The organism is Mesorhizobium sp. B2-3-14 (assembly GCF_006442175.1).
GTDB classification, from domain to species: Bacteria; Pseudomonadota; Alphaproteobacteria; order Rhizobiales; family Rhizobiaceae; genus Mesorhizobium; species Mesorhizobium australicum.
Genome location: NZ_VFVP01000004.1, coordinates 118782 through 139636, shown reverse-complemented (window position 1 = coordinate 139636; position 20855 = coordinate 118782). Strand labels below are relative to the sequence as shown.

Genomic DNA, 20855 nt, shown 5'->3' with positions numbered 1-20855 from the left:
GGAGCAGCGCCACTGGCGCTGGAACCGCCGCCGAAGCGTGGCGTTTCTCCTGACAGCAAAGGAGACCCGCCATGCCAGCCACTTCGAAAGCCCAGCAGAAAGCCGCCGGCGCCGCACTCTCCGCCAAACGCGGCGAGACCAAGAAAAGCGAACTCAAGGGCGCCTCCAAGGGCATGTATGAATCGATGAATGAAAAGCAGCTTGAGGAATTCGCCGAGACGAAGCGCAAGGGATTGCCGGAGAAAAAATCCTAAGGATTGAGCGCTCGAGCCAGACTACCTTGGAATGAAAAAGGGCCAGCGACGTTCGCTGGCCCGGGAATTGTGGCGTTGAACAGTCTTACCAGCGGCAGCGCCGTACTCTCTCGACGATCACCCTGCGATGGCCATGCCGCCACACCACTCGCTTCTTCACGACGATGCGGCAGACCTGCTTGTGGCCGTGCCAATGACGCGCCATGGCCGGCTCAGGGGCCACCGCCATCGACCCGGCAAGCACCGCGGCCCCTGCCAGGGTAAGGAAAAACTTCTTCATGCAATTAAGCTCCTCTAGCTCCAGTCCCTTCCTGGTGCCGCTGGCGCAAACCTCCCGCCACATCGGCATCGCATCAACGCCTTGGACGCTATACGGTTGCGTTGCGCCGCGCCACTCACAAGCTTGACACCGGTTAAATCTCGGTTTAACCAGCCGCCAACGCCGGGCAGCGATGTCCGGTGTTTGTTTTGTATACGCAAGATCTGTCACGACAATCGTTTCCGATCTTGTTTGAACTGACGTGTCCCGTGGGTTTTCCGCCGCGTTGCGTGGGAAAACCCTGTCAGGTCTCGAAAACGGAGGCCAGAGGAGGGCGCGTTTCCTTCACCCGGACCAAGAGGTGCCGGGTGTGTTGTCTTTGAAAGGGAATGCGATGAGCAAGCGCGAATCCGCGAAATACAAGATCGACCGCCGTCTCGGCGAAAATATCTGGGGCCGCCCTAAGTCCCCGGTCAACAAGCGTGAATACGGCCCCGGCCAGCATGGCCAGCGCCGCAAGGGCAAGCTTTCCGACTTCGGCCTGCAGCTCCGTGCCAAGCAGAAGCTGAAGGGCCACTACGGCGACGTGTCGGAAAAGCAGTTCCGCAAGGTCTATGAAGAGGCCGATCGCCGCAAGGGCGACACCTCGGAGAACCTGATCGGCCTGCTCGAATCGCGTCTCGACGCGGTTGTCTACCGCTCCAAGTTCGTGCCGACCATTTTCGCCGCCCGTCAGTTCGTCAACCACGGCCACGTCAACGTCAACGGCAAGCGCGTCAACATCGGCTCGTATCGCTGCAAGCCGGGCGATGTCGTCGAAGTGCGCGAAAAGTCGAAGCAGCTGGTGATCGTCCTGGAATCGGTTGGCCTCGCCGAGCGCGACGTGCCCGACTACATCGAAGCCGATCACAACAAGATGACCGCGACCTTCTCGCGCATCCCGGGCCTGGCGGACGTTCCGTTCGCCGTGCAGATGGAACCGAACCTGGTCGTCGAATTCTACTCGCGCTAAGCGAACGCTTTTTTGCGATACCGGAAAGGCCGCCCTCGAGGCGGCCTTTTTTGTTTCGGGCACCCGTTTTGCGGCGTGTCGCTAAAATCAATTTCGATTTTCCAGACAATGCGCTAAGCCGGGCGGAAGTCACATCCGGGGCCGTCGCGCCATGAACATGCAGCCAGACATCGAAACACTAGAACCGGCCGCCGAAGGCGGCTCTCACCCGCTGTTCGCCGATGTACCGTCCTCGGTCGAGTTCAACAAGCTGCGCAAGCGACTGCTGCGGCTGACCCGCCAGGCGATCGAGGATTTTTCGATGGTGAAGCCGGGCGAGCGCTGGCTGGTCGCGCTATCGGGCGGCAAGGATTCCTACGGTCTGCTGGCCATGTTGCTTGATCTCAAATGGCGCGGGATGCTGCCAGTCGAGTTGCTGGCCTGCAATCTCGACCAGGGCCAGCCGAATTTCCCCAAACATATCCTGCCCGACTATCTCGACACCAACGGCATAGCGCACCGTATCGAATACCGGGACACCTATTCGGTCGTGACCGACAAGCTCCCCGAAGGCAGCACCTATTGCTCACTCTGCTCGCGGCTGCGGCGCGGCCATCTCTACAGGATCGCGCGCGAGGAAGGCTGCTCGGCCCTGGTCCTCGGCCATCATCGCGAGGACATCCTCGAAACCTTCTTCATGAACCTGTTCCACGGCGGGCGGCTTGCCGCCATGCCGCCAAAACTGCTCAACGACGAAGGCGACGTCATGGTGTTGCGGCCGCTGAGCTACTGTGCCGAAATCGATCTGGAGAAATTCGCTGCCGCGATGCGGTTCCCGATCATCCCTTGCGATCTCTGCGGCAGCCAGGAAGAGCTGCAGCGCAACGCCATGAAAGCGATGCTCGAGGACATCGAAAAGCGCATGCCCGGCCGCAAGGACACCATGATTCGCGCTCTGTCCAACACCAGGCCGTCGCATTTGCTCGACCGAAAGCTGTTCGATTTCGCCGCCCTCAATGAAACCCTCGCGATCAGGCAAGACATTTCCGATGACATTTGACGACACCGCGATCGACTGGCTGGCCGGCATTCTGGCCGAGGCAGCCCAAGCCGAAATCATGCCGCGCTTTCGCCGACTGGGCGACGGCGACATCAGGCAGAAGACTTCCGCCGCCGACCTGGTGACGGAGGCCGATGTCAACGCCGAGCGGCTGATCACCGCCAGGCTGCGCGATCGCTATCCCTCTGCCATGGTGGTGGGCGAGGAGGCCTGCTCCGAAGATCCGGCGCTGCTCGACGGCTTGGGCGATGCCGAACTGGCGTTCACCGTCGATCCGGTGGACGGCACCTTCAATTTCGCGTCCGGCGTGCCGCTGTTCGGCGTCATGCTGGCGGTCGTGGTCAGGGGGGAGACGGTCGCGGGCATCATTCATGATCCGGTGGGCAAGGACTGGCTCATCGCCGCCAGGGGTGCCGGCAGTCATATCAGGCATGCCCATGGCAGCCTGGAGAAAGTGCGTGTGGCGGCGCCAGTGCCGATCTCGCAGATGACCGGCGCGGTGTCCTGGCAATATCTCGACGAACCGGAGCGCTCACGCTTGGCGCGCAACCAGACCAAGGCACTGTCGCAGTTCGCCTATCGCTGCGCTGCTCACGAATATCGCCTGCTGGCGAGCGGGCATGCGCATTTTGTCGTCTACAACAAGCTGATGCCCTGGGATCATCTGCCCGGCGTGCTGATCCATCAGGAGGCCGGCGGCCATGCCGCTCGGATCGACGGCAGCGCCTATCTGCCTTCGCATGTCGACGGCGGCCTGCTTGTCGCGCCGGACCAGGACAGCTGGCAGGAACTGCGCCGCGAGCTGTGGGCGGAATAGGACCAATTCCTGTGGCTTGAACCGTTGTATGATCGAGTCGGGCGTTTTGGCGGAGGCTCTCGGATGAAACCTCGGTTCGCAATTTTTGCGGCGGCTCTTGCCGTGGTGCCGTTTGCGAACGCGGCAATCGCGCAAGAACGCCCCTGTCACAGTCCCGATCCTATCGACACCATCAAGGAGATGTCGGACGCTATCTATGCCTGCTGGAAGCCGCCACCCGGAACCGCGGGCATGTCCTTGACCATCCAGTTCTCGCTTCGTCGCAACGGGACGCTGATCGGGACGCCTCGCGCCACCTATTCCGATCTGGGGGTCGATCCGCGGCTCAGCCGAGCCTTCGTGGCGTCCATTCTCAAGGCGCTCGACGACGCTCTTCCATTGCCCTTTTCAAATGGCATGGGCGGAGCGATCGCGGGGCGGATGCTCTCTCCTCGCTTCACGGCGGCGCTTGAACGCGCATCCTGACGCCACCAGCAGACGACAATCAATGCAGGTCGGTGACGTGGCCTGAAACGGGGGCGTTCTGCGGCTGGAACATCTTGCCGCGTTCCGCAAACAGGATCATCAGCAGCGCGGCCACCGAGACGCTGCAGAAACCGGCGGCTAGCGGCGTCACCGTGCCGTTGAAAGCCTGACCGATCAGCGTGCCGAGAATGCCGCCGAGAAAAGTCTGCATGAAACCCAGGATGGACGACGCCGTGCCGGCCAGCTGGCCAAGCGGCTCCATGGCCAACGCATTGAAATTGGCTCCAAGACAGCCAAACGGCAGCATGGCACTGGCAAAGAAGGTGATGAACAGCCAGAGCGGCATCTTCGTTTCCAGTGAAACCACCAGCCAGGCCAGGCTGATCACCAGAAACAGCAACAGCGCGCTTTGAGACAGGCGGCGCATGCCGACGCGGCCGACAAGGCGCGAGTTCAGATAGTTGGAGAAGGCGAGTACGCCCGCGACACCGGCGAAGATGACGGGAAACATCTCGCCGACGTCGAAGATGTTGACGTAGATCTGCTGCGCCGAGGCGATGAAGCCGAACATGGCGCCGAAGATGAAGGTGCTGGCGAAGGCATAGCAGAGCGCGATGCGATTGGTGAGCACGATGCGGAAGCCGCCGAGGATGGATGAAACCGTCAGTGGCCGGCGATATTCGGGATGCAGCGTCTCGGGTAGGCGCAGCAGCGACCACGCCGAGACGATCATGGCTCCGACGGCCATTGTGACGAATATCCAATGCCAGGTCGCGAACAGCATGATGAACTGGCCGATGCCTGGAGCCACGACCGGGATCGCCATGAACACCATGAAGATCAGCGACATGACTTCGGCCATACGCCGGCCGTCGAATGTATCGCGCACGATCGAGACCGCTATGACGCGCGTGGCAGCCGCGCCAAGGCCTTGCACGGCGCGGCATATCAAGAGCGTTTCAAAGCTCGGCGCGATAGCGGCCGCGGCGGCCGCCGCCACATAGATGATCAGGCCGGCGACGAGCGGCGATCGACGCCCGAACCGGTCCGAGATCGGCCCGAAGAACAGTTGGCCGCCGCCGAAACCCAGTATGTAGGCGGTGACCACATATTGCCGATGATTTTCGTTCTCGACCCCCAGCGAGGCACCGATCTGCTGCAGCGCCGGCAGCATGATGTCGATGGCCAGCGAATTGAGCGCCATCAGCGCCGCGCAGAGCGCGATGAACTCCCAGCGCGGAATCGCCAATTGACTTGCCGGGGGCGAGGTGCTTGCCCCTTGCGGCGCTGATTTCTGCTGGTCCACGGCAAGTCCGATCTCTCAAACGAAAACGCGCCGGCGGGCCGGCGCATTTGGCTCGTCCTGGTCCCGGGATCCGGGCTTGTAAAATTGCCGAGGTGGGGCCGCCCCGGTGGCTTGGGCATGTCGATACCGACACGCCCAAAACTGAAGTCAGGCGGCGCCTTTGACGCTCACGCCCTTCTCGACCAGAAAGGTCTGCAATTCGCCGGCCTGGAACATTTCGCGGATGATATCGCAGCCGCCGACGAATTCGCCCTTGACGTAGAGCTGCGGGATCGTCGGCCAGTTGGAATAGTCCTTGATGCCCTGGCGCAGTTCGGCGGAGTCCAGAACGTTCACGCCTTTGTAGTCGGCGCCGATATAGTCGAGGATCTGGACGACCTGGCCGGAAAATCCGCATTGCGGGAAGCCGGGCGTGCCCTTCATGAAAAGGACGACGTCGTTGCCCTTCACTTCATTGTCGATGTAGTCGTTGATGCCGCTCATGGAATATCCTTTCACGCCTGTGGGAGTCAGGCTCGAAACATGTCCCTCAAATAAACCCATAGGTTGCCCGAAACAAGACTTTAGCCATGCCATCACCCGAATGGCGCAAAGAATGGACGGTTTTGGGCCAAGCGTGTCGGGTGGAAATGCCTCAGTCGGGAACGCTGGTCTGCAGCGCCAGCGCGTGCAGCACGCCGCCCATATTGCCCTTCAGCGCCTCATAGACCATCTGATGCTGCTGGACGCGGCTTTTTCCGCGAAAGCTCTCGGCCACGACCTCAGCGGCGTAATGGTCGCCGTCACCGGCGAGGTCGCGAATCGTCACACGGGCATCCGGTATGCCGTCCTTGATCAGTTTTTCGATGTCGTGGGCGTCCATTGCCATTGCGGAGATTCCTGTTTCGGAAGGGCGGCGGCGCGGCGGCCCATGTGATGAGAGTCGGGCAAGCCTAAAGCCTTTCCAATCCGGATTGAAGCGGTTCTGTCCAGTGTCCGTTCTGTTGGTGTTCAGGCGATGGGTTCACCCGGCCCCTGCGCCGGCTCATCCTCGCCCATCGAGAAGGCGCGGCCAAGGCTGAAGACCAGCACGTAGAGCGGGAGGTTGATCGCCATGTTGGCGATCGGCAGATAGCTGGTCATGCGCCAGGCGGGCGAGAAGAACGGCTGGCCGTAACCATCGCAGACAAGCGAAGAGCCGTACTCCCATAAGGCCCCCAAGACGACCGAGACGGCGAAGAGCTTCATGCAGGTGACGACGTGTCTCGTCCGCGCCTGGTCCGGCAGAAGCCGGTTCCAAAGCAGCAGGCAGATGATCGGAACCGCATAGATGAGGTTCTGCAGGACAAGCATGGGAAGCGTGCCGTTGGCCGCGGCGAGGAATTCTCCGCGCGTTTCCAGCCTGGGGCAAACCTCGCTCGATGTCGTCGAGAGCAGGAAGAAGACGAACGGCCCGAGGCACCAGAAGAAGAACAGCGACGGCCAGAAGACGACTGCAAGCAGCGCCCGGACGGCCAGTTTCTTATGATTGAGCAGGATCTCTGGACAAAACGGTTTTCCCTTTGTCCAAGAAAACCGGTTTCCACCTTTCGGGATCATGCCCTGGTCAACTGGCCTGATCCATGAAGCGCGGGAACCAGCCTTCATGGGCGGCGGTCAAGTCGCTGACCGGGATTGCCCTGGCATCGCCGAGCTTCAACGCGGCGCCGCCGGTCGAGCCGATCCACGGCGCGAAAATGCCGAGTTCGCCCTGCTGCTTGCGGATGGCGTCCCATTCATCGCCATGCGGATCGATCGACAACGTCAGGAGATAGCGGCCCTGGTCTTCGCCGAACCAGACCGGGATCGGATCGGTACCGACAAGCCCGGGAACGGTCGCGCCGATGCCCGACGCCATCGCCATTTCGGCCAGCGCCACCGCAATGCCGCCATCGGAGACGTCATGCGCGGCCGTGACGATGCCGGCAGCGATCAACGAGCGTACGTGGTCGCCGACGCGCTTCTCGTGGTCGAGGTCGACCGGCGGCGGCGGGCCGTCGCTGCGGCCGTGGATATCCCTGAAATAGACGGACTGGCCAAGATGCGTTCCCCAGGAAGCCGGTGCGCCGACCAGCAGGATCATCTGGCCTTCCGCGGCGAAACCGATCCGCGCCATCTTCGACCAGTCTGATATCAGGCCGACGCCGCCGATGGTCGGTGTCGGCAGGATGCCCTGGCCGTTGGTCTCGTTGTAGAGCGAGACATTGCCCGACACGATCGGGAAACCAAGCGCCCGGCAGGCGTCGCCGATGCCTTTCACCGCGCCCACCAACTGGCCCATGATCTCAGGCCGTTCGGGATTGCCGAAATTGAGATTGTCGGTGGCGGCAAGCGGCAGCGCGCCGGTGGCGGTCAGGTTGCGCCAGCATTCGGCCACCGCCTGCTTGCCGCCCTCGTAGGGGTCGGCTTCGCAATAGCGCGGCGTCACATCGGAGGAGAAGGCCAGCGCCTTGGTCGAATGGCCCTCGACCCGCACCACGCCGGCGTCACCGCCCGGAAGCTGCAGCGAATTGCCCTGGATCAGCGTGTCGTATTGTTCCCACACCCAGCGGCGCGAAGACAGGTCCGGTCCGCCAAGCAGCTTCAGCAGCGCATCGGCGAGGTCGGCCTGCGGGATATCGTTGGCGGCAAGCGGCGCCGGCTTCTTCGGCTCGACCCAAGGGCGATCGTATTCGGGAGCCTTGTCGCCGAGATCCTTGATCGGCAGGTTGGCGACCTCGTTCCCCTGGTGCCGCACGCGGAAGCGCAGATCGTCGGTGGTCTTGCCGACGATGGCGAAGTCGAGGCCCCATTTGTGAAAGATCGCCTCGGCCTCCTTCTCTTTTTCAGGGCGCAGCACCATCAGCATGCGCTCCTGGCTTTCCGACAGCATCATCTCGTAGGCGCTCATGCGCTCCTCGCGCACCGGCACCTTGTCGAGGTCGAGTTCGATGCCGAGGTCGCCCTTGGCGCCCATTTCGACCGCCGAACAGGTGAGGCCGGCAGCACCCATGTCCTGGATGGCGATCACGGCGCCCGAAGCCATCAGTTCGAGAGAGGCCTCCAGCAGGCATTTTTCGGTGAAGGGATCGCCGACCTGCACGGTCGGGCGCTTCTCGTCGATCTTGTCGTCGAATTCGGCCGAGGCCATGGTGGCGCCGCCGACGCCGTCGCGGCCGGTCTTGGCGCCGAGATAGACGACCGGCAGGCCGACGCCCTTTGCCTCGGACAGGAAGATGGCATCGGTCTTGGCAAGGCCGGCGGCAAAGGCATTGACCAGGATGTTGCCGTTGTAGCGGGCGTCGAAATTGACCTCGCCGCCGACCGTCGGCACGCCGAAGGCATTGCCGTAGCCGCCGATGCCGGAAACCACGCCCGCGACCAGATGCCTGGTCTTGGGATGGTCGGGCGCGCCGAAGCGCAGCGCGTTCATCGCCGCGATCGGCCGCGCGCCCATGGTGAAGACGTCGCGCAAGATGCCGCCGACGCCCGTCGCCGCACCCTGGTAGGGCTCGATGAAGGAGGGATGGTTGTGGCTTTCCATCTTGAAGACGACGCAGTCGCCGTCACCGATGTCGACCACGCCGGCATTCTCGCCCGGGCCCTGGATGACTTGCGGGCCGGTGGTCGGCAAGGTGCGCAGCCATTTCTTCGAGGATTTGTAGGAGCAGTGCTCGTTCCACATCGCCGAGAAGATGCCGAGTTCGGTGAAGCTCGGCTCGCGACCGACCAGGTCCAATATGCGCTGATACTCATCGGGCTTCAGCCCATGCGAGGCGATGAGGTCTGATGTGATCGGGACGGAATTGGAAGTGGTCATGGGCGGCGATTTATGTCCATGGAGCAGGGATTTTGAGTCTCCTCTTATCGCAAGCCTTGCGGTCGATACACCCGTCGGCTGAGGAAAAAGGCAGAAAGCAACAGGGCGATAGATCGCGGCAGGCCTTTTGGTGAGCAGCGAAAGGCGTCCACCCAGCTTTCAAGTCCCCGCAAAACCAAAATGGGGAACGCTCCGATGCCCCGGTCGTTAGGTCCCTATCACCGAGGAGACAGAATCATGGCTACCAAGCAAGGCAAGAACGACAATCGCCTCTCGGACAAGGAAGCTCTCCATATCGCGGAGACCACCGACGTTTCGCCGCGGCAGGCCAAGGAATTGGCTGAGAAGCACGGCAAGGAAAAAGCCGAGAAGGAAGCCAAGAACTTCAAGGCCGAAGGTTGATCCGGGTCTGGTTCTGACAAGTCCAGTGTCGCAAGTCGACGTCTCGAGGCAGCAGGGCGGGTGGCCGCGAACGGTTCAGGAAAAACTGTCGTAGCCCGCGCGGCCCTCGTCCAGCAGCCGCCTGATCACCGCGACGCCGCCGGCAACATCCTCGCGCCCGCTCGGCTGCGAAACACCGAAGCGCACCCCATGGAAAACCCGCTCCGAGCGCCCCGCCTTGAATTCATCCTCATCGTCGATCAGCACGCCATGCTCCAGGCAGGCATTCTTGAACGTGCCGGAAAGCCAGGGATCGGGCAGGGTGAGCCAGACGAACGGCACCTTGTCGTGCGATCTGAATGAGAAGCCCGCCAAACTTTCGCGCACTATGGACATGCGGGCGCTGATCTCCGCGATGCTGCGCTTGCGGATTTCGCTGGCCTGGCCGGAAAGCACCAGCCGGGCATTCACCTCCGCCAGCAGGAATGGCATGCCGCCGGTCATCATCTTGTGGGCGACCCGGATGCGATGGCGATAGGCGGGCGGGCAGGAGAGCCAGCCGCCGCGCAGTCCGGCGGCGACCGACTTCGACAGGCCGCCGGCGATGATGGTGCGCTCGGGCGCGAATTCGGCAAGCAGCGGTGTCGGGTCGTCGGTCAAATGGCCGTAGAGGTCATCCTCGATCAGGATGACGTTGTAATCACGGGCGATACGCGCGATCGCCTCGCGTCGCGCCGACGACAAGGTCACCAGGGTCGGATTCTGCGCCGTCGGTATCAGGAAGATCATCTTGGGGTGCTTTTGCGCGCAGACGCGTTCGAAATCCGCCGGATCGAGGCCTTCATCGTCCGAGGCAACCAGCGCGGTGCGCCGGCCGATCAGGCCGGCGCTGCGGGAAATCTGGGAGTAGGTGAGGTGCTCGAAGGCGACATAGTCGCCGGGCGTGGTCAGGGCCGCGATCGCGGCCATCACCGCGGCGTGGGTACCGAGGGTAGGCACGATTGTATCGATGGTTGGCCGGAAGGCATTCCGGGACAGCCAGCGGGCGCCGGCTTCGTACCAGCGATCCGGGAAGTCGCGCGTGTAACTTGAGATCTCATGCGGATGGTCCTGTGCGGTGCGCGACAGGACGTCGGCTACAACGGCGCCCTGGCCGATATCAGGGGCTGCCGTGCTGTCGAACCGCAACTTGCCCTTGGGGGCATCGACATAGCGCGTGCCTTCCACGCTGGTGTCGGGCGCCTCCGGCTTCGTAACTCCGATGTTCTGGCTAAGCACATAGGTCCCGCGTCCGACTTCGCCGCTGACGAGACCGCGCTCGCGCAGCAACTGATAGGCCCGCCCGACGGTGCCGACCGTGGCGCCGATGTCGTAGGCAAGGTCGCGCTGTGGCGGCAGTTTTGCCCCCGCGCCGATCACTCCTCGATCGATATCCGCCTCGATGGAAGCCGCGAGACGCTGATACAGCGGGCCTGAACCGGTGAGATCTGGAATCCAATTTGTCATGGTGACAATTTTCTATATTGCACCGTTTTGGGAGTCAATACATACCGGCAATGGACCCAACCGAGGGTGCAATTGACATTTGGCAGAAAGAAAATGAATACAATCGGAACATTCCGCCACTCGGAAACCCAATTGCTCGGTCAGCCTGCTCGCCCGTCCGGGCAGCGCGGCTTCGCCGGCCGAATTGTGCATGTGATCAGTTCGCTGGCGAAATGGATCGACCGCCTGCTGGAGCGCCGGCGCGGCCGACTGGCGCTGCTGGAGATGACCGACGATCAACTCAAGGACATCGGCATCTCACGCTGCGACGCTCACCGCGAAGGCATCAAGCCGCTCTGGGAATAGCGGCCCGTCTATCGGGCGCCTTTGCTCCCGAGGCGCCCGATAGCGTGGTCGACGAAAACGGCGACGACGCATATCACCAGGAAAAGTGTGGTTATGGCGAGCGCGGCCACGGCGACGCTCTCAACGCCGTTCCTGGCGACATCGAGGAAGGGATAGGGCACTTCGCCCGCCAGCGGCGCGCGAGCTAGCGCATAGGCCAGATAGGCGATGGGATAGAGCACCCACCAGGAGATGTCGCTCCATCGCGTCCTGCCATCGGCGCCCGATATCAGCCACCACAGCACGAACAGCACCGGCGCCACGTAGTGCAGCAGGACGTCGCAGAGCAGGAACAGGCCTTGCGGCTGCCAGAGCCGCGCCAGAACCGTGGCATAGACGATGAACACCAGGGTGATCGAAGCCGCGACGCCCGCGCGCATCCGCGGTCCGGCAAAGGCCGGCAGCCACGCATAGAAGCTGGATGACAACAGCGAGGCGTGGACCAGCACGGCGCCAATGTTGGTCAGGATGGTGAAGAAGCTGAAATAGAACACGATCGAGCCGAGCAGGCCGCGGCCCGCTACCATCGAAGCCGGAATGGTGATCAAGAACTGCAAAACGAGCGCTATCAAGCCAACAAACAATCCCGCGATCTGCAGGAACCGGCCCATGGCAGGCTCAGGCGGTGGCCGCGCAGGCCGGATTGCCCGCCTGCCAGCGCGCGACATCGGAGCTGATGCGTGCGCCGAGCGGGTCGTTCATCAACGGTCCGAAGACGTCGACACGGCTTGAATTGCCCTGTGCCTGCACGACCAGCAACGGTTTGCCACCATAGTGCTTGGCCGGCACCAGAAGGAAGCGCGGGGTGCCGCTGAACGAATTCAGTTCATTGGCCATCTGATACTGCCTGAAGGCCGGATCCTTGCTGGCGATCCAGCATTTGTGGGCCGATATCGCCACCTGTTCCATGGAGAGCAGCGCGGCGCTCTTGCCGGACGGCACGGGCGTGCTCTTGGGGCTCGATTGGCAAGATGCCAAGGCAAAGCCTGACACGGCGATCAGGGCGATCGTCCTATTCTTGATCAAGCGGCACCCATTTCGAGTTCGGACAGAGAGATCTTCAGGCCGTCGGTCATCTCGCCCCACACCCTGGACAATGCCGGATGCTGCGAAGCGATCTGCTCATAGGCATCGAATCTGGGATAGGCGTCGAGCAGGTCGTGGCGGCCGGTCATGGCGCGGAAATTGTTGAAGATGAACCGCGTCGGCGTCAGCCAGGCATCGGCGAAACTGATGTCGCTGCCGAGCGCGAAGGGGCCTTGCGCCATGCGTGCCTCGATGGCGGCCAGCCCATGGTGCAGACGGGCGAATTGGGCGTCGATCTCGGCAGTGTCGCGCTTCGGCACGAAATGCAGTTCGAAAAGCTTCATCGTCGGTGTGAGTACGTCGAGATCGACGATGCGGGCAAACATGCGCACCAGCGCGCGGTCCTTCGAATCGGGCGGCAACAGAGCCGGTTCGGGAAACCGTTCCTCGAGATATTCGGCGATCACCACCGATTCGACGATCGTTTCGCCCGAGCCGGTGATCAGAACCGGAATCCGGTTCATCGGCGAGATGGCGCGAAACGCCTCGGGGATCGGAAAACCGGGCGGCGGCGCGATGATCTTGATCGGCACGTCCTTGATATAGGCCAGTGCCCGCACGATCGAAGAGTAGGGCGACAACGGCCGCGAATAGAGTTTCATGACCCTCTCTCCCTCACGCTATGATCTTGAATTGCCGCAATTCTTAAGGTTGCGGTTGCAAACTTCAAGCGGCAATGCCCAAGGCGCCTTCGAACAGCGCTCTGCCGTCATTGCCGCCATGCGCTGCTTCTATCAGATTCTCGGGATGCGGCATCAGGCCGAGTACATTGCCTTGTTTGTTGACGATGCCGGCAATGTCGTTGATCGAGCCGTTCGGGTTGGTGCCTTCGGCATAGCGGAACACCACCTGGCCTTCGCCCTCGAGACGGGCAAGTGTGTCGGCGTCGGCAAAGTAATTCCCGTCGTGATGCGCCACCGGCGAGCGGATGATCTGGCCCGGCTGGTAGCGACGCGTGAACATGGTGTTGGCGTTGGCGATCTCGAGCTTGACCTGCCGGCAGACGAATTTCAGCGAGGTGTTGCGCATCAGCGCACCTGGCAGCAGACCGGCCTCGACGAGAATCTGGAAACCGTTGCAAACGCCGATGACCATGACGCCCTTGGCCGCCTTTTCGGCGACCGCCCGCATGACCGGCACGCGTGCCGCGATCGCGCCGCAGCGCAGATAGTCGCCAAAGGAAAAACCGCCTGGGATGGCGATCAGGTCGACATCGGGAATTTCGGTGTCGGTCTGCCAGACGGTTGCCGGCGCCTGTCCGGAAATCTTGGTCAGCGCCGCGATCATGTCGCGGTCGCGGTTGAGGCCAGGGAGAAGGACGACGGCTGATTTCATTTTGGTTCGTAAGGCCTTTGTGCTTCGGCAAGTTCGCGCGGGTCGAGACGGCGCTCGATATGTTCTAGCCAATCATCCCGGCGAGCGAGCACGCCATAGATGTTCTTCACGTCACTCTCGGTGGCTATCAGATGACCGCGGATGGAGCCAAGCTCGGATTTTACCTCTCCGAGCGTCAAATCCATCCTGTCCAACCGTGATTGAATGGACTTGAGGCCTTCAAATATCAAGCTTCCATCGCTCTCGGCCATCAGTTCCTCCGGCACAACTTCAGGTAAGCGTCACACTATAATTCTCAATCACCGTGTTCGCCAGCAGCTTGTCGCACATGGCCTTGAGATCGGCCTCGGCCTTGCCCTTGTCGCTTTCCGAAAGCTCGACGTCGAACACCTTGCCCTGCCGCACTTGGCCGACGCCATCGAAGCCCAGCCCCGACAGCGCGTGTTCGATCGCCTTGCCTTGCGGGTCGAGCACACCATTCTTGAGGGTGACGGTAATGCGGGCCTTGATCACGCTGGACATGCTCCTGTTCTGAACGTTGGGCGCAAGCCGCTGTCAGTGCGGCTTGCCTTTGAGGCCATCGGTCGAGGCGACAAGCACCGGACCGGTAGGACGCGGCGGCTCGTTCTCGTTCATGATGCCGAGGCGGCGGGCGACTTCCTGATAGGCCTCGACGAGGCCGCCCATGTCGCGGCGGAAACGGTCCTTATCGAGCTTGTCCTGCGTCGCCACGTCCCACAGGCGGCAGGAATCCGGCGAAATCTCGTCGGCCACGACGATGCGCATCATGTCGCCCTCGAACAGGCGACCGCACTCGATCTTGAAGTCGACGAGCTGGATGCCGACCCCCATGAACAGGCCGGAGAGGAAATCGTTGACGCGGATGGCCAGCGCCATGACGTCGTCGATCTCCTGCGGGCTTGCCCAGCCGAACGCCGTGATGTGCTCTTCCGAAACCATCGGATCGTCGAGCGCGTCGGCCTTGTAATAGAATTCGATGATCGAGCGCGGCAGGACGGTGCCTTCCTCGATGCCGAGGCGCTTGGACAGCGAACCGGCGGCGACATTGCGCACCACCACCTCGAGCGGGATGATCTCGACTTCCTTGATCAGCTGCTCGCGCATGTTGAGCCGGCGGATGAAGTGGGTCGGGATGCCCATGCGGTTCAAATGATTGAAGATGTATTCGGAAATGCGGTTGTTGAGTACACCCTTGCCGTCGATGACCTCGTGCTTCTTCTTGTTGAACGCGGTTGCGTCGTCCTTGAAGAACTGGATCAGCGTGCCCGGCTCGGGTCCCTCATAGAGGATCTTGGCCTTGCCTTCATAAATGCGGCGGCGATTTTTCATTTGAATTTTTCTCTGGATTTGCGGACAGGCGGCAAGCGACCACTTCCTGTCCGTCCGCCTGAATTAATGCGGCGACGGTGACGTTCAATGCCGGGTCTATCCCAATCACACCGTTTGCTCAATCGGCAAATCCTTTCAATCAACCGCTTTCGGGACTGAAATGCCGCAGCGCAGCATATGACGAAGCATATTGACCGGCCCGCGACCTTTTGGTTTGTGCTTCGGCAACACACATATCCATTGCCAACGAATCGGATTTGACCGGAGGGACGCCATGAGCAGCATGAAAGACCGCGAAGAGGGCTTCGAGCGCAAATTCGCATTCGACGAGGAGCTTCGGTTCAAGGCTTCGGCGCGGCGCAACAAGGCGCTTGGTCTGTGGGCAGCCGAAAAGCTCGGAAAGTCCGGCGCCGATGCCGATGCCTACGCCAAGGAAGTCGTTGTTTCCGACATTGAGGAAGCCGGCGACCACGACGTGTTCCGCAAGATCCGCAAGGATTTCGATGCCGCCGGCGTCGAGCAGTCCGATCACCAGATCCGCCGCACCATGGACGAAATGATGGCGCAGGCGATCGAGCAAATCAAGAACACCTGATCCGGCCGCTTTCTGGCCCAATCGACCGCCCGGCCGATCCGGGCGGTTTTTCTTTGCCTTTGCGGCGGTTTCCGGCTGAAACTGCCGACGTTAACGAGGAAAGAGATTAGATGTCCCTGAAGTCCCGTCTTGCCGCAGATGAAACGCTGGTAACCGCCTGGTCGGGCGTGCCGGATGCCTTGACCGTGGAGATCCTCGCCAGGCAGGACTTCGATGCCGTCACACTCGACATGCAGCATGGCGGCCATCACGAGGACAGCGTCCTGCGCGGCCTGGCACCGGTGCTGGCCCTGGGCAAGCCGGCGCTGGTGCGCATTCCCGTTGGCCGTTTCGACATGGCCAGCCGCGCTCTCGATTTCGGCGCCGAGGCGGTCATTGCGCCGATGGTCAACTCGGTGGCCGATGCAAAGCTATTCGCCGCGGCCATGAAATATCCCCCGCTCGGCGAGCGCTCGTGGGGTCCGACCTATGCCTTTCCCCGCTATGGCAAGGGCGACTATGCCGAATGGCTGCGCGACACCAATCAGCGCACCATGGCTTTTGCCATGGTCGAGACGCGCGCCGCGCTCGATGCGCTTGACGGTATCCTCGACACGCCGGGCATCGACGGCATTTTCCTCGGGCCGTCCGACTTCTCGATCGCCTGGACCAACGGCACCACGGTCAATTCGACGCTGGAAAGCATGATGGAGACGGTGGCTTCGGTTGCCGAGCGCACCCGCAAGGCCGGCAAGCATGCGGCGATCTATGTCGTCGAACCGGCTATCGCCGGCCGCGTCGTGTCGATGGGCTATCGCCTGCTCGCCACGGGTTCCGAGCACGCGCTGATTTCATTGGGAGCAAGGACCTTGCTCAAGGACATGCGGGACTCGATCGGATCCTGAACCAGCGGACTGCTGTCGCCAGCGTGTTGCTCAGGCCTTTGCACCGCGAGCGCCGTGGCGGCCGATCCGCCGCGTCTGATCCTGTCGAACAAAGCGCCGAGCGCCTGGACCCACCAGTTGTTGAAAGCCATCAGCGGCAATGCCGCGAGGATCGACCCAGATATCGCGGCGGCAGCGCCGAGTGCGGCGGAGTCGCTTGCCAACAGCGCCCATGATCCCAACGAGCAGATAACGGGTACATGCACGAGGTAGAGCGGGAAAGACAGGTCGCCCAGGAAACGTGCGGCCTTGCCGGAGCCATGACGGTGGGTCATCCATGCTCAGCACGGCGTAAACCAGCATGATGCTTGCCGGGATGGCCACGCAAGCTTGCCGCAAACCGATATCGGAAGCTGCAATATCGAGCACGGCGAAGGGCCGGTATATTCCGACAGCATCTCCTGCATAACCCAGCAGCACCAGCGAAATAATCGCCATGGCCCCTCTCACCCATCGATTCGGGCGAAATCCCATGGCGAGAAGCGGATAGAGTAGGAGGCTGGCCGGAAAGGCACAAAAAAAGAAGCTGACTTGCACCGCCAAGAATACGCCTGTTGCTATGCAAAGCCAGGACAATAGCGCCCAGCGGCCTTGGAAGAAAAAGACGATCGGGGCGAGGGCGAAGGTCAGCATGCTGCCCCAGAACTCGATCGTCATGGTCCACAGGCTGCTGTCGTAATATTTGTCGCCGTAAATGAATGTCCGCCACGCTCCTTGCAGGAATGCGTCGGAGAAACTCACTGTCTCCCGCGACAGTACCTTTGAAGCATTGCCGAATCTGCCGAGCCACTCAGATTGAGCGACCGCCGCTGCATCCTCGAAGAAATACAGATCGAGCTTGAAGATGACACAGGACGATAGAACCACAACAAGCACGGGTCCAGCCAGACGAGGCAAACGTTTGATCGCACCCAGCCGAAGGTCTTGTGCGTCGCGGGACTGGAAATAACGCTTCACAAGCACATAGGAAGAGAGGACGAAAAACAAGTAGACGGCAGAGCCGCCATTGAAAGCGATGAAAGCCAGACTTGTCTTAAGCGATTGCGCAGCCGCCTCTTCGCCCGCCGCGGACGGCGCAAAAGCACACAAGATATGCCAATTGAGAACGATAAGCGCTGCGGCACCTCTCAAGAATTCGAGTGAAGCGTCCTTGCGCAAGCATTGACCTCTGTTTCAAGGGCGAAGAATTGGCAGCCCGGTTCAAGCACGGATGATCATCCAGAAAGCAATTTCCACTGCTTCTGAATAGTTAACGCTGGCCTCTTAAATTATTATTTATTCGAGTCCTGCAGTTTGATCGAATGCCATCGTGCGTTGATTTTGGCGCGCCTCAGAGGTCCGTCAGAAACTTGGCGAAGGTCATCGATCCCTCGGGCCAGGGGCCAAAGCCTGAATCCTCGCTGAGATGGCCGGTTTCTCCGGCATCTATGAACAGCGAGCCCCAGGCGCCGGCGATGTCCTCGGCGACATCGAAAGGGCAGAAGGGGTCGTTGCGGCTGGCGATCACGATGGAGGGAAACGGCAGCGGTTCGCGAGGATAAGGGCCGAAGGTCATCAGATGTCTTGGCTTGATCTTGGGATTCGCGACGTCCGGCGGTGCCACGAAGAAGGCGCCGGCGACCGGCTTCCGGAACTGCGGAATGGCTTGTACGGCCGCGGCCACTCCAAGTGAGTGGGCGACGAGAACGACAGGTCTCTCGGCCTCGTTGACCGCCTTGGCCACACTCGCCGTCCAGTCCTCGCGCACCGGTTTCGACCATTCCGCTTGCTCGACGCGGCGCGCCGTGGACAGTTTCGATTGCCAGCGGGTCTGCCAATGCTCAGGCCCCGAATTGGTGTATCCGGGAATGATCAGAATATCTGCGTCCTTGACTTTCATGGCGCTCAGATAGCGAGCGCGATTGCCTCATGCAACCGTTGATGGGCAGGCTTCCGGTCGCAACGGTGAACACCATGTTCGCTTTTCGCTGTCTTGTGTGAACGATGAAGATCGACGATCTCTGTCGGGAGAGAAACAGCCGTGGAGGACCGGGATTTTGGCGCTGACACGACGTAGAATGATCGGCGCCGCTGGCCTCCTGGCTTTGGGAGCTTCGCGAGACGTCGCCGCAACGGAGACAATGATGAGCGAACTGCCATTTGCCGCCACCACCCCGGTGAGCGTCGCCCGCGTCGGCCTGAAGGCGCGTGATGCCGAAAGTCTTGCCGCCTACTATCGCAAAGTCGTCGGACTGCAGGAATTGAGCCGCGCCGACGGCGCGATCACGCTCGGCGCCGGCAGCCGTCCGCTGCTGGTGCTTGAGCCGGACAGCTCTGCCAAACCGGACGATCCGCGCAGCGCCGGCCTGTTCCATACGGCTTTCCTGCTGCCCAGCCGTGCCGATCTCGGACGCTGGATCAACCACGCCATCTCAGACAAGATCGCTATCGAGGGCGCTTCGGACCATCTGGTCAGCGAAGCGCTCTACCTGACCGATCCCGAGGGCAACGGCATCGAAATCTATGCCGACCGCCGCCCGCAGGATTGGAAATGGAACGGCGACAAGATCGCCATGGCGACCGAGCGGATGAACATTCCGTCTGTCGTTGCCGAAGTGCCGGCCGGCGATGCAGGATGGCAAGGCGCGCCGGAAAACAGCATTGTCGGCCATGTCCACCTGCGCGTCGGCAGACCGGAAGAAGCCGAAGCCTGGTGGAACCAGGAATTCGGCTTCGACACGGTCGCCAAATATGGCGGCCAGGCGGTGTTCCTGTCGTCGGGGCATTATCACCACCACATCGGCGCCAATGCCTGGCAAAGCGCCGGCGCCGGCCGCCGCGACCCCTCCCGCTCGGGCCTTGCCTGGGTCGAGATGCGTTCGGACAATGTGAGCAGCGAAACGACCCGTGAAGATCCTTGGGGCACGGTGATCAGGACCGTGCCGGGGAAGGGTTTATTGGCGGAAGCGTTTTTCTCCCGTACGGTGACGGAAGAAGGAAGCTAACTCACCCCTCCGAACACCCGCTTGAAGATCGTGTCGACGTGCTTGGTGTGGTAGCCTAGGTCGAATTTCTCGCGGATTTGCGCCTCCGGCAGCGCGGCTGTCACTTCCTTGTCGGCCAGAAGTTCCTCAAGAAAATCAGCGCCTTGTTCCCACACCTTCATGGCGTTGCGCTGCACCAGCCGGTAGGAATCCTCGCGTGACAGGCCGGCCTGCGTCAGCGCCAGCATGACGCGTTGCGAATGCACGAGGCCGCGAAACTTGTTCATGTTGTTCAGCATGTTGTCGGGATAGACGACCAGCTTGTCGACGACGCTGGTCAGGCGTGACAGCGCGAAATCGAGCGTCACGGTGGAGTCCGGGCCGATCATGCGCTCGACCGAGGAGTGCGAGATGTCGCGCTCGTGCCAGAGCGCCACGTTCTCCATCGCAGGCAGCGCCATGGAGCGCACCATGCGGGCAAGGCCGGTGAGGTTTTCGGTCAGCACCGGGTTGCGCTTGTGCGGCATCGCCGACGAGCCTTTCTGGCCCGGCGAAAAATACTCTTCCGCTTCCAGCACTTCGGTGCGCTGCAGATGCCGGACCTCGATCGCCAGCCGCTCGATCGAGGAGGCGATGACGCCGAGGGTCGCGAAGAACATGGCGTGGCGGTCGCGCGGAATCACCTGCGTCGACACCGGTTCCGGCTTCAGTCCGAGCTTACGAGCCACATGTTCCTCGACATAGGGCTCTATGTTGGCGAAGGTTCCGACCGCGCCCGAAATCGCACAGGTGGCAATGTCTTCGCGCGCGTGCACCAGCCGCTCGCGGCAGCGCGAGAATTCGGCATAAGCCTGCGCCAGCTTTATGCCGAAGGTCGTCGGCTCGGCATGGATACCGTGGCTGCGGCCGATGGTGACGGTGTCCTTGTGCTCGAAGGCGCGGCGCTTGAGCGCTGCAAGCAACGTATCGATGTCGGCCAGCAGAATGTCACTGGCGCGGGTGAGTTGCACCGCAAAGCAGGTGTCGAGCACGTCCGAAGACGTCATGCCCTGATGGATGAAGCGTGCATCGGGCCCGACGAATTCGGCAAGATGGGTAAGGAAGGCGATAACGTCATGCTTGGTGACGCGCTCGATCGCGTCGATCTTCTCGACGTCGAATTCGGCCGCGCTTCCCTTTTCCCAGATGGTTTTGGCCGCTTCCTTGGGGATGACGCCCAGTTCGGCCAGCGCGTCGCAGGCATGGGCTTCGATTTCGAACCAGATGCGAAATCGGGTTTCGGGCGACCAGATGGCGACCATTTCCGGCCGGGAATAGCGAGGGATCATCGGTCATTCCTGATGTGTCGGAGGGATTTGTCCGC

At 61.7% G+C, this 20855-nt stretch carries 27 protein-coding genes; 10 read left to right on the top strand and 17 right to left on the bottom strand.

Annotated features, from left to right (window positions below; all coding sequences use genetic code 11):
• The first annotated feature begins 71 nt into the window (after positions 1-71).
• Positions 72-254, top strand: a complete 183-nt coding sequence (locus tag FJ950_RS12440) for a DUF3008 family protein (protein WP_015318153.1) — start codon at positions 72-74, stop codon at positions 252-254.
• Positions 255-339: 85 nt separating this feature from the next.
• On the opposite strand, the gene FJ950_RS12435 is transcribed toward FJ950_RS12440, so the two are convergent.
• On the bottom strand, positions 340-534 hold the full coding sequence (locus FJ950_RS12435; protein ID WP_041163853.1) for a hypothetical protein: 195 nt from the start codon (positions 532-534) through the stop codon (positions 340-342).
• A 373-nt stretch (positions 535-907) separates the two neighbouring features.
• Here FJ950_RS12435 and rpsD point away from each other — a divergent pair, with 373 nt between their 5' ends.
• From rpsD to FJ950_RS29775, 4 genes are all read left to right on the top strand, one after another.
• Positions 908-1525 (top strand): 30S ribosomal protein S4, encoded by a 618-nt coding sequence (rpsD, locus tag FJ950_RS12430; RefSeq protein WP_015318151.1) that lies wholly within the window; start codon positions 908-910, stop codon positions 1523-1525.
• Between the two features lie 151 nt (positions 1526-1676).
• Complete coding sequence (gene ttcA, locus FJ950_RS12425; RefSeq protein ID WP_140616998.1) at positions 1677-2564, top strand: tRNA 2-thiocytidine(32) synthetase TtcA; 888 nt, start codon at positions 1677-1679, stop codon at positions 2562-2564.
• A complete protein-coding gene (locus FJ950_RS12420) occupies positions 2554-3381 on the top strand; it encodes an inositol monophosphatase family protein (RefSeq protein WP_140616997.1) in 828 nt (275 codons plus the stop codon). The genes ttcA and FJ950_RS12420 overlap by 11 nt, the downstream gene beginning before the upstream one ends.
• Before the next feature lie 231 nt (positions 3382-3612).
• On the top strand, positions 3613-3846 hold the full coding sequence (locus FJ950_RS29775) for a hypothetical protein (protein ID WP_224582991.1): 234 nt from the start codon (positions 3613-3615) through the stop codon (positions 3844-3846).
• A 19-nt stretch (positions 3847-3865) separates the two neighbouring features.
• On the opposite strand, the gene FJ950_RS12410 is transcribed toward FJ950_RS29775, so the two are convergent.
• The 5 genes from FJ950_RS12410 to purL all read right to left on the bottom strand — a co-directional run bounded on the left by FJ950_RS12410 (position 3866) and on the right by purL (position 8969).
• Entirely contained in the window at positions 3866-5089 is a 1224-nt protein-coding gene (locus tag FJ950_RS12410) for a multidrug effflux MFS transporter (RefSeq protein ID WP_181171231.1), read from the bottom strand.
• Between the two features lie 210 nt (positions 5090-5299).
• The gene (gene grxD, locus FJ950_RS12405) at positions 5300-5635 is read right to left on the bottom strand and encodes a Grx4 family monothiol glutaredoxin (protein WP_013895877.1); all 336 of its coding nucleotides are present in this window, start codon (positions 5633-5635) and stop codon (positions 5300-5302) included.
• Positions 5636-5786: 151 nt separating this feature from the next.
• Positions 5787-6020 carry a BolA family transcriptional regulator gene (locus FJ950_RS12400; protein ID WP_140616995.1) on the bottom strand — a complete coding sequence of 78 codons (234 nt, stop codon included), beginning with the start codon at positions 6018-6020 and terminating at the stop codon, positions 5787-5789.
• A gap of 122 nt (positions 6021-6142) precedes the next feature.
• Positions 6143-6730 (bottom strand): hypothetical protein, encoded by a 588-nt coding sequence (locus FJ950_RS12395; protein ID WP_246681309.1) that lies wholly within the window; start codon positions 6728-6730, stop codon positions 6143-6145.
• A gap of 7 nt (positions 6731-6737) precedes the next feature.
• Positions 6738-8969 (bottom strand): phosphoribosylformylglycinamidine synthase subunit PurL, encoded by a 2232-nt coding sequence (gene purL, locus FJ950_RS12390; protein WP_140616994.1) that lies wholly within the window; start codon positions 8967-8969, stop codon positions 6738-6740.
• A 237-nt stretch (positions 8970-9206) separates the two neighbouring features.
• Between purL and FJ950_RS29480 the strand changes: the two genes are divergently transcribed.
• Positions 9207-9371 carry a hypothetical protein gene (locus FJ950_RS29480; RefSeq protein WP_015318143.1) on the top strand — a complete coding sequence of 55 codons (165 nt, stop codon included), beginning with the start codon at positions 9207-9209 and terminating at the stop codon, positions 9369-9371.
• Between the two features lie 75 nt (positions 9372-9446).
• On the opposite strand, the gene FJ950_RS12385 is transcribed toward FJ950_RS29480, so the two are convergent.
• The gene (locus FJ950_RS12385) at positions 9447-10856 is read right to left on the bottom strand and encodes a PLP-dependent aminotransferase family protein (protein WP_140616993.1); all 1410 of its coding nucleotides are present in this window, start codon (positions 10854-10856) and stop codon (positions 9447-9449) included.
• Positions 10857-10949: 93 nt separating this feature from the next.
• Here FJ950_RS12385 and FJ950_RS12380 point away from each other — a divergent pair, with 93 nt between their 5' ends.
• Complete coding sequence (locus FJ950_RS12380) at positions 10950-11201, top strand: DUF1127 domain-containing protein (RefSeq protein ID WP_140616992.1); 252 nt, start codon at positions 10950-10952, stop codon at positions 11199-11201.
• Positions 11202-11209: 8 nt separating this feature from the next.
• Here the strand turns inward: FJ950_RS12380 and FJ950_RS12375 are convergent, their stop codons facing one another.
• The 7 genes from FJ950_RS12375 to purC form a co-directional block, all read right to left on the bottom strand.
• Positions 11210-11851, bottom strand: a complete 642-nt coding sequence (locus tag FJ950_RS12375; protein WP_140616991.1) for a Pr6Pr family membrane protein — start codon at positions 11849-11851, stop codon at positions 11210-11212.
• A gap of 7 nt (positions 11852-11858) precedes the next feature.
• Positions 11859-12266 carry a hypothetical protein gene (locus tag FJ950_RS12370; RefSeq protein ID WP_015318139.1) on the bottom strand — a complete coding sequence of 136 codons (408 nt, stop codon included), beginning with the start codon at positions 12264-12266 and terminating at the stop codon, positions 11859-11861.
• Complete coding sequence (locus tag FJ950_RS12365) at positions 12263-12928, bottom strand: glutathione S-transferase family protein (protein ID WP_015318138.1); 666 nt, start codon at positions 12926-12928, stop codon at positions 12263-12265. Before FJ950_RS12365 ends, FJ950_RS12370 begins: the two co-directional genes overlap by 4 nt.
• Positions 12929-12992: 64 nt before the next feature.
• A complete protein-coding gene (gene purQ, locus FJ950_RS12360; RefSeq protein WP_140616990.1) occupies positions 12993-13661 on the bottom strand; it encodes a phosphoribosylformylglycinamidine synthase subunit PurQ in 669 nt (222 codons plus the stop codon).
• Positions 13658-13912 (bottom strand): hypothetical protein, encoded by a 255-nt coding sequence (locus FJ950_RS12355; protein ID WP_140616989.1) that lies wholly within the window; start codon positions 13910-13912, stop codon positions 13658-13660. The genes purQ and FJ950_RS12355 overlap by 4 nt, the downstream gene beginning before the upstream one ends.
• 19 nt (positions 13913-13931) lie before the next feature.
• Positions 13932-14174: a phosphoribosylformylglycinamidine synthase subunit PurS gene (purS, locus tag FJ950_RS12350; RefSeq protein WP_015318135.1), complete on the bottom strand. Its 243-nt coding sequence runs from the start codon at positions 14172-14174 to the stop codon at positions 13932-13934.
• A gap of 42 nt (positions 14175-14216) precedes the next feature.
• Positions 14217-15011, bottom strand: a complete 795-nt coding sequence (gene purC / locus FJ950_RS12345) for a phosphoribosylaminoimidazolesuccinocarboxamide synthase (protein WP_013532127.1) — start codon at positions 15009-15011, stop codon at positions 14217-14219.
• 274 nt (positions 15012-15285) lie between these two features.
• On the opposite strand from purC, the gene FJ950_RS12340 reads away from it, so the two are divergent.
• Positions 15286-15606: a DUF1476 domain-containing protein gene (locus FJ950_RS12340; RefSeq protein WP_015318134.1), complete on the top strand. Its 321-nt coding sequence runs from the start codon at positions 15286-15288 to the stop codon at positions 15604-15606.
• A 110-nt stretch (positions 15607-15716) separates the two neighbouring features.
• Positions 15717-16490, top strand: a complete 774-nt coding sequence (locus FJ950_RS12335) for an HpcH/HpaI aldolase/citrate lyase family protein (protein ID WP_015318133.1) — start codon at positions 15717-15719, stop codon at positions 16488-16490.
• Positions 16491-16520: 30 nt separating this feature from the next.
• Here the strand turns inward: FJ950_RS12335 and FJ950_RS12330 are convergent, their stop codons facing one another.
• Positions 16521-17687, bottom strand: a complete 1167-nt coding sequence (locus FJ950_RS12330) for an acyltransferase (protein ID WP_246681308.1) — start codon at positions 17685-17687, stop codon at positions 16521-16523.
• 172 nt (positions 17688-17859) lie between these two features.
• The gene (locus FJ950_RS12325) at positions 17860-18408 is read right to left on the bottom strand and encodes an alpha/beta hydrolase (RefSeq protein ID WP_140616988.1); all 549 of its coding nucleotides are present in this window, start codon (positions 18406-18408) and stop codon (positions 17860-17862) included.
• A gap of 244 nt (positions 18409-18652) precedes the next feature.
• On the opposite strand from FJ950_RS12325, the gene FJ950_RS12320 reads away from it, so the two are divergent.
• The gene (locus FJ950_RS12320; RefSeq protein WP_140616987.1) at positions 18653-19513 is read left to right on the top strand and encodes a VOC family protein; all 861 of its coding nucleotides are present in this window, start codon (positions 18653-18655) and stop codon (positions 19511-19513) included.
• Here the strand turns inward: FJ950_RS12320 and purB are convergent.
• Positions 19510-20820: an adenylosuccinate lyase gene (gene purB, locus FJ950_RS12315; RefSeq protein ID WP_140616986.1), complete on the bottom strand. Its 1311-nt coding sequence runs from the start codon at positions 20818-20820 to the stop codon at positions 19510-19512. The genes FJ950_RS12320 and purB overlap by 4 nt on opposite strands.
• Positions 20821-20855 lie beyond the last annotated feature (35 nt).

Excerpts from the sequence above, each read along its gene's own strand:
- FJ950_RS12440 (WP_015318153.1), top strand. The coding sequence starts at position 72 with ATGCCAGCCACTTCGAAAGCCCAGCAGAAAGCCGCCGGCGCCGCACTC.
- FJ950_RS12435 (WP_041163853.1), bottom strand. The coding sequence starts at position 534 with ATGAAGAAGTTTTTCCTTACCCTGGCAGGGGCCGCGGTGCTTGCCGGG.
- rpsD (WP_015318151.1), top strand. The coding sequence starts at position 908 with ATGAGCAAGCGCGAATCCGCGAAATACAAGATCGACCGCCGTCTCGGC.
- ttcA (WP_140616998.1), top strand. The coding sequence starts at position 1,677 with ATGAACATGCAGCCAGACATCGAAACACTAGAACCGGCCGCCGAAGGC.
- FJ950_RS12420 (WP_140616997.1), top strand. The coding sequence starts at position 2,554 with ATGACATTTGACGACACCGCGATCGACTGGCTGGCCGGCATTCTGGCC.
- FJ950_RS29775 (WP_224582991.1), top strand. The coding sequence starts at position 3,613 with ATGTCCTTGACCATCCAGTTCTCGCTTCGTCGCAACGGGACGCTGATC.
- grxD (WP_013895877.1), bottom strand. The coding sequence starts at position 5,635 with ATGAGCGGCATCAACGACTACATCGACAATGAAGTGAAGGGCAACGAC.
- FJ950_RS12400 (WP_140616995.1), bottom strand. The coding sequence starts at position 6,020 with ATGGCAATGGACGCCCACGACATCGAAAAACTGATCAAGGACGGCATA.
- FJ950_RS12395 (WP_246681309.1), bottom strand. The coding sequence starts at position 6,730 with ATGATCCCGAAAGGTGGAAACCGGTTTTCTTGGACAAAGGGAAAACCG.
- purL (WP_140616994.1), bottom strand. The coding sequence starts at position 8,969 with ATGACCACTTCCAATTCCGTCCCGATCACATCAGACCTCATCGCCTCG.
- FJ950_RS29480 (WP_015318143.1), top strand. The coding sequence starts at position 9,207 with ATGGCTACCAAGCAAGGCAAGAACGACAATCGCCTCTCGGACAAGGAA.
- FJ950_RS12385 (WP_140616993.1), bottom strand. The coding sequence starts at position 10,856 with ATGACAAATTGGATTCCAGATCTCACCGGTTCAGGCCCGCTGTATCAG.
- FJ950_RS12380 (WP_140616992.1), top strand. The coding sequence starts at position 10,950 with ATGAATACAATCGGAACATTCCGCCACTCGGAAACCCAATTGCTCGGT.
- FJ950_RS12375 (WP_140616991.1), bottom strand. The coding sequence starts at position 11,851 with ATGGGCCGGTTCCTGCAGATCGCGGGATTGTTTGTTGGCTTGATAGCG.
- FJ950_RS12365 (WP_015318138.1), bottom strand. The coding sequence starts at position 12,928 with ATGAAACTCTATTCGCGGCCGTTGTCGCCCTACTCTTCGATCGTGCGG.
- purQ (WP_140616990.1), bottom strand. The coding sequence starts at position 13,661 with ATGAAATCAGCCGTCGTCCTTCTCCCTGGCCTCAACCGCGACCGCGAC.
- FJ950_RS12355 (WP_140616989.1), bottom strand. The coding sequence starts at position 13,912 with ATGGCCGAGAGCGATGGAAGCTTGATATTTGAAGGCCTCAAGTCCATT.
- purC (WP_013532127.1), bottom strand. The coding sequence starts at position 15,011 with ATGAAAAATCGCCGCCGCATTTATGAAGGCAAGGCCAAGATCCTCTAT.
- FJ950_RS12340 (WP_015318134.1), top strand. The coding sequence starts at position 15,286 with ATGAGCAGCATGAAAGACCGCGAAGAGGGCTTCGAGCGCAAATTCGCA.
- FJ950_RS12335 (WP_015318133.1), top strand. The coding sequence starts at position 15,717 with ATGTCCCTGAAGTCCCGTCTTGCCGCAGATGAAACGCTGGTAACCGCC.
- FJ950_RS12325 (WP_140616988.1), bottom strand. The coding sequence starts at position 18,408 with ATGAAAGTCAAGGACGCAGATATTCTGATCATTCCCGGATACACCAAT.
- FJ950_RS12320 (WP_140616987.1), top strand. The coding sequence starts at position 18,653 with ATGAGCGAACTGCCATTTGCCGCCACCACCCCGGTGAGCGTCGCCCGC.
- purB (WP_140616986.1), bottom strand. The coding sequence starts at position 20,820 with ATGATCCCTCGCTATTCCCGGCCGGAAATGGTCGCCATCTGGTCGCCC.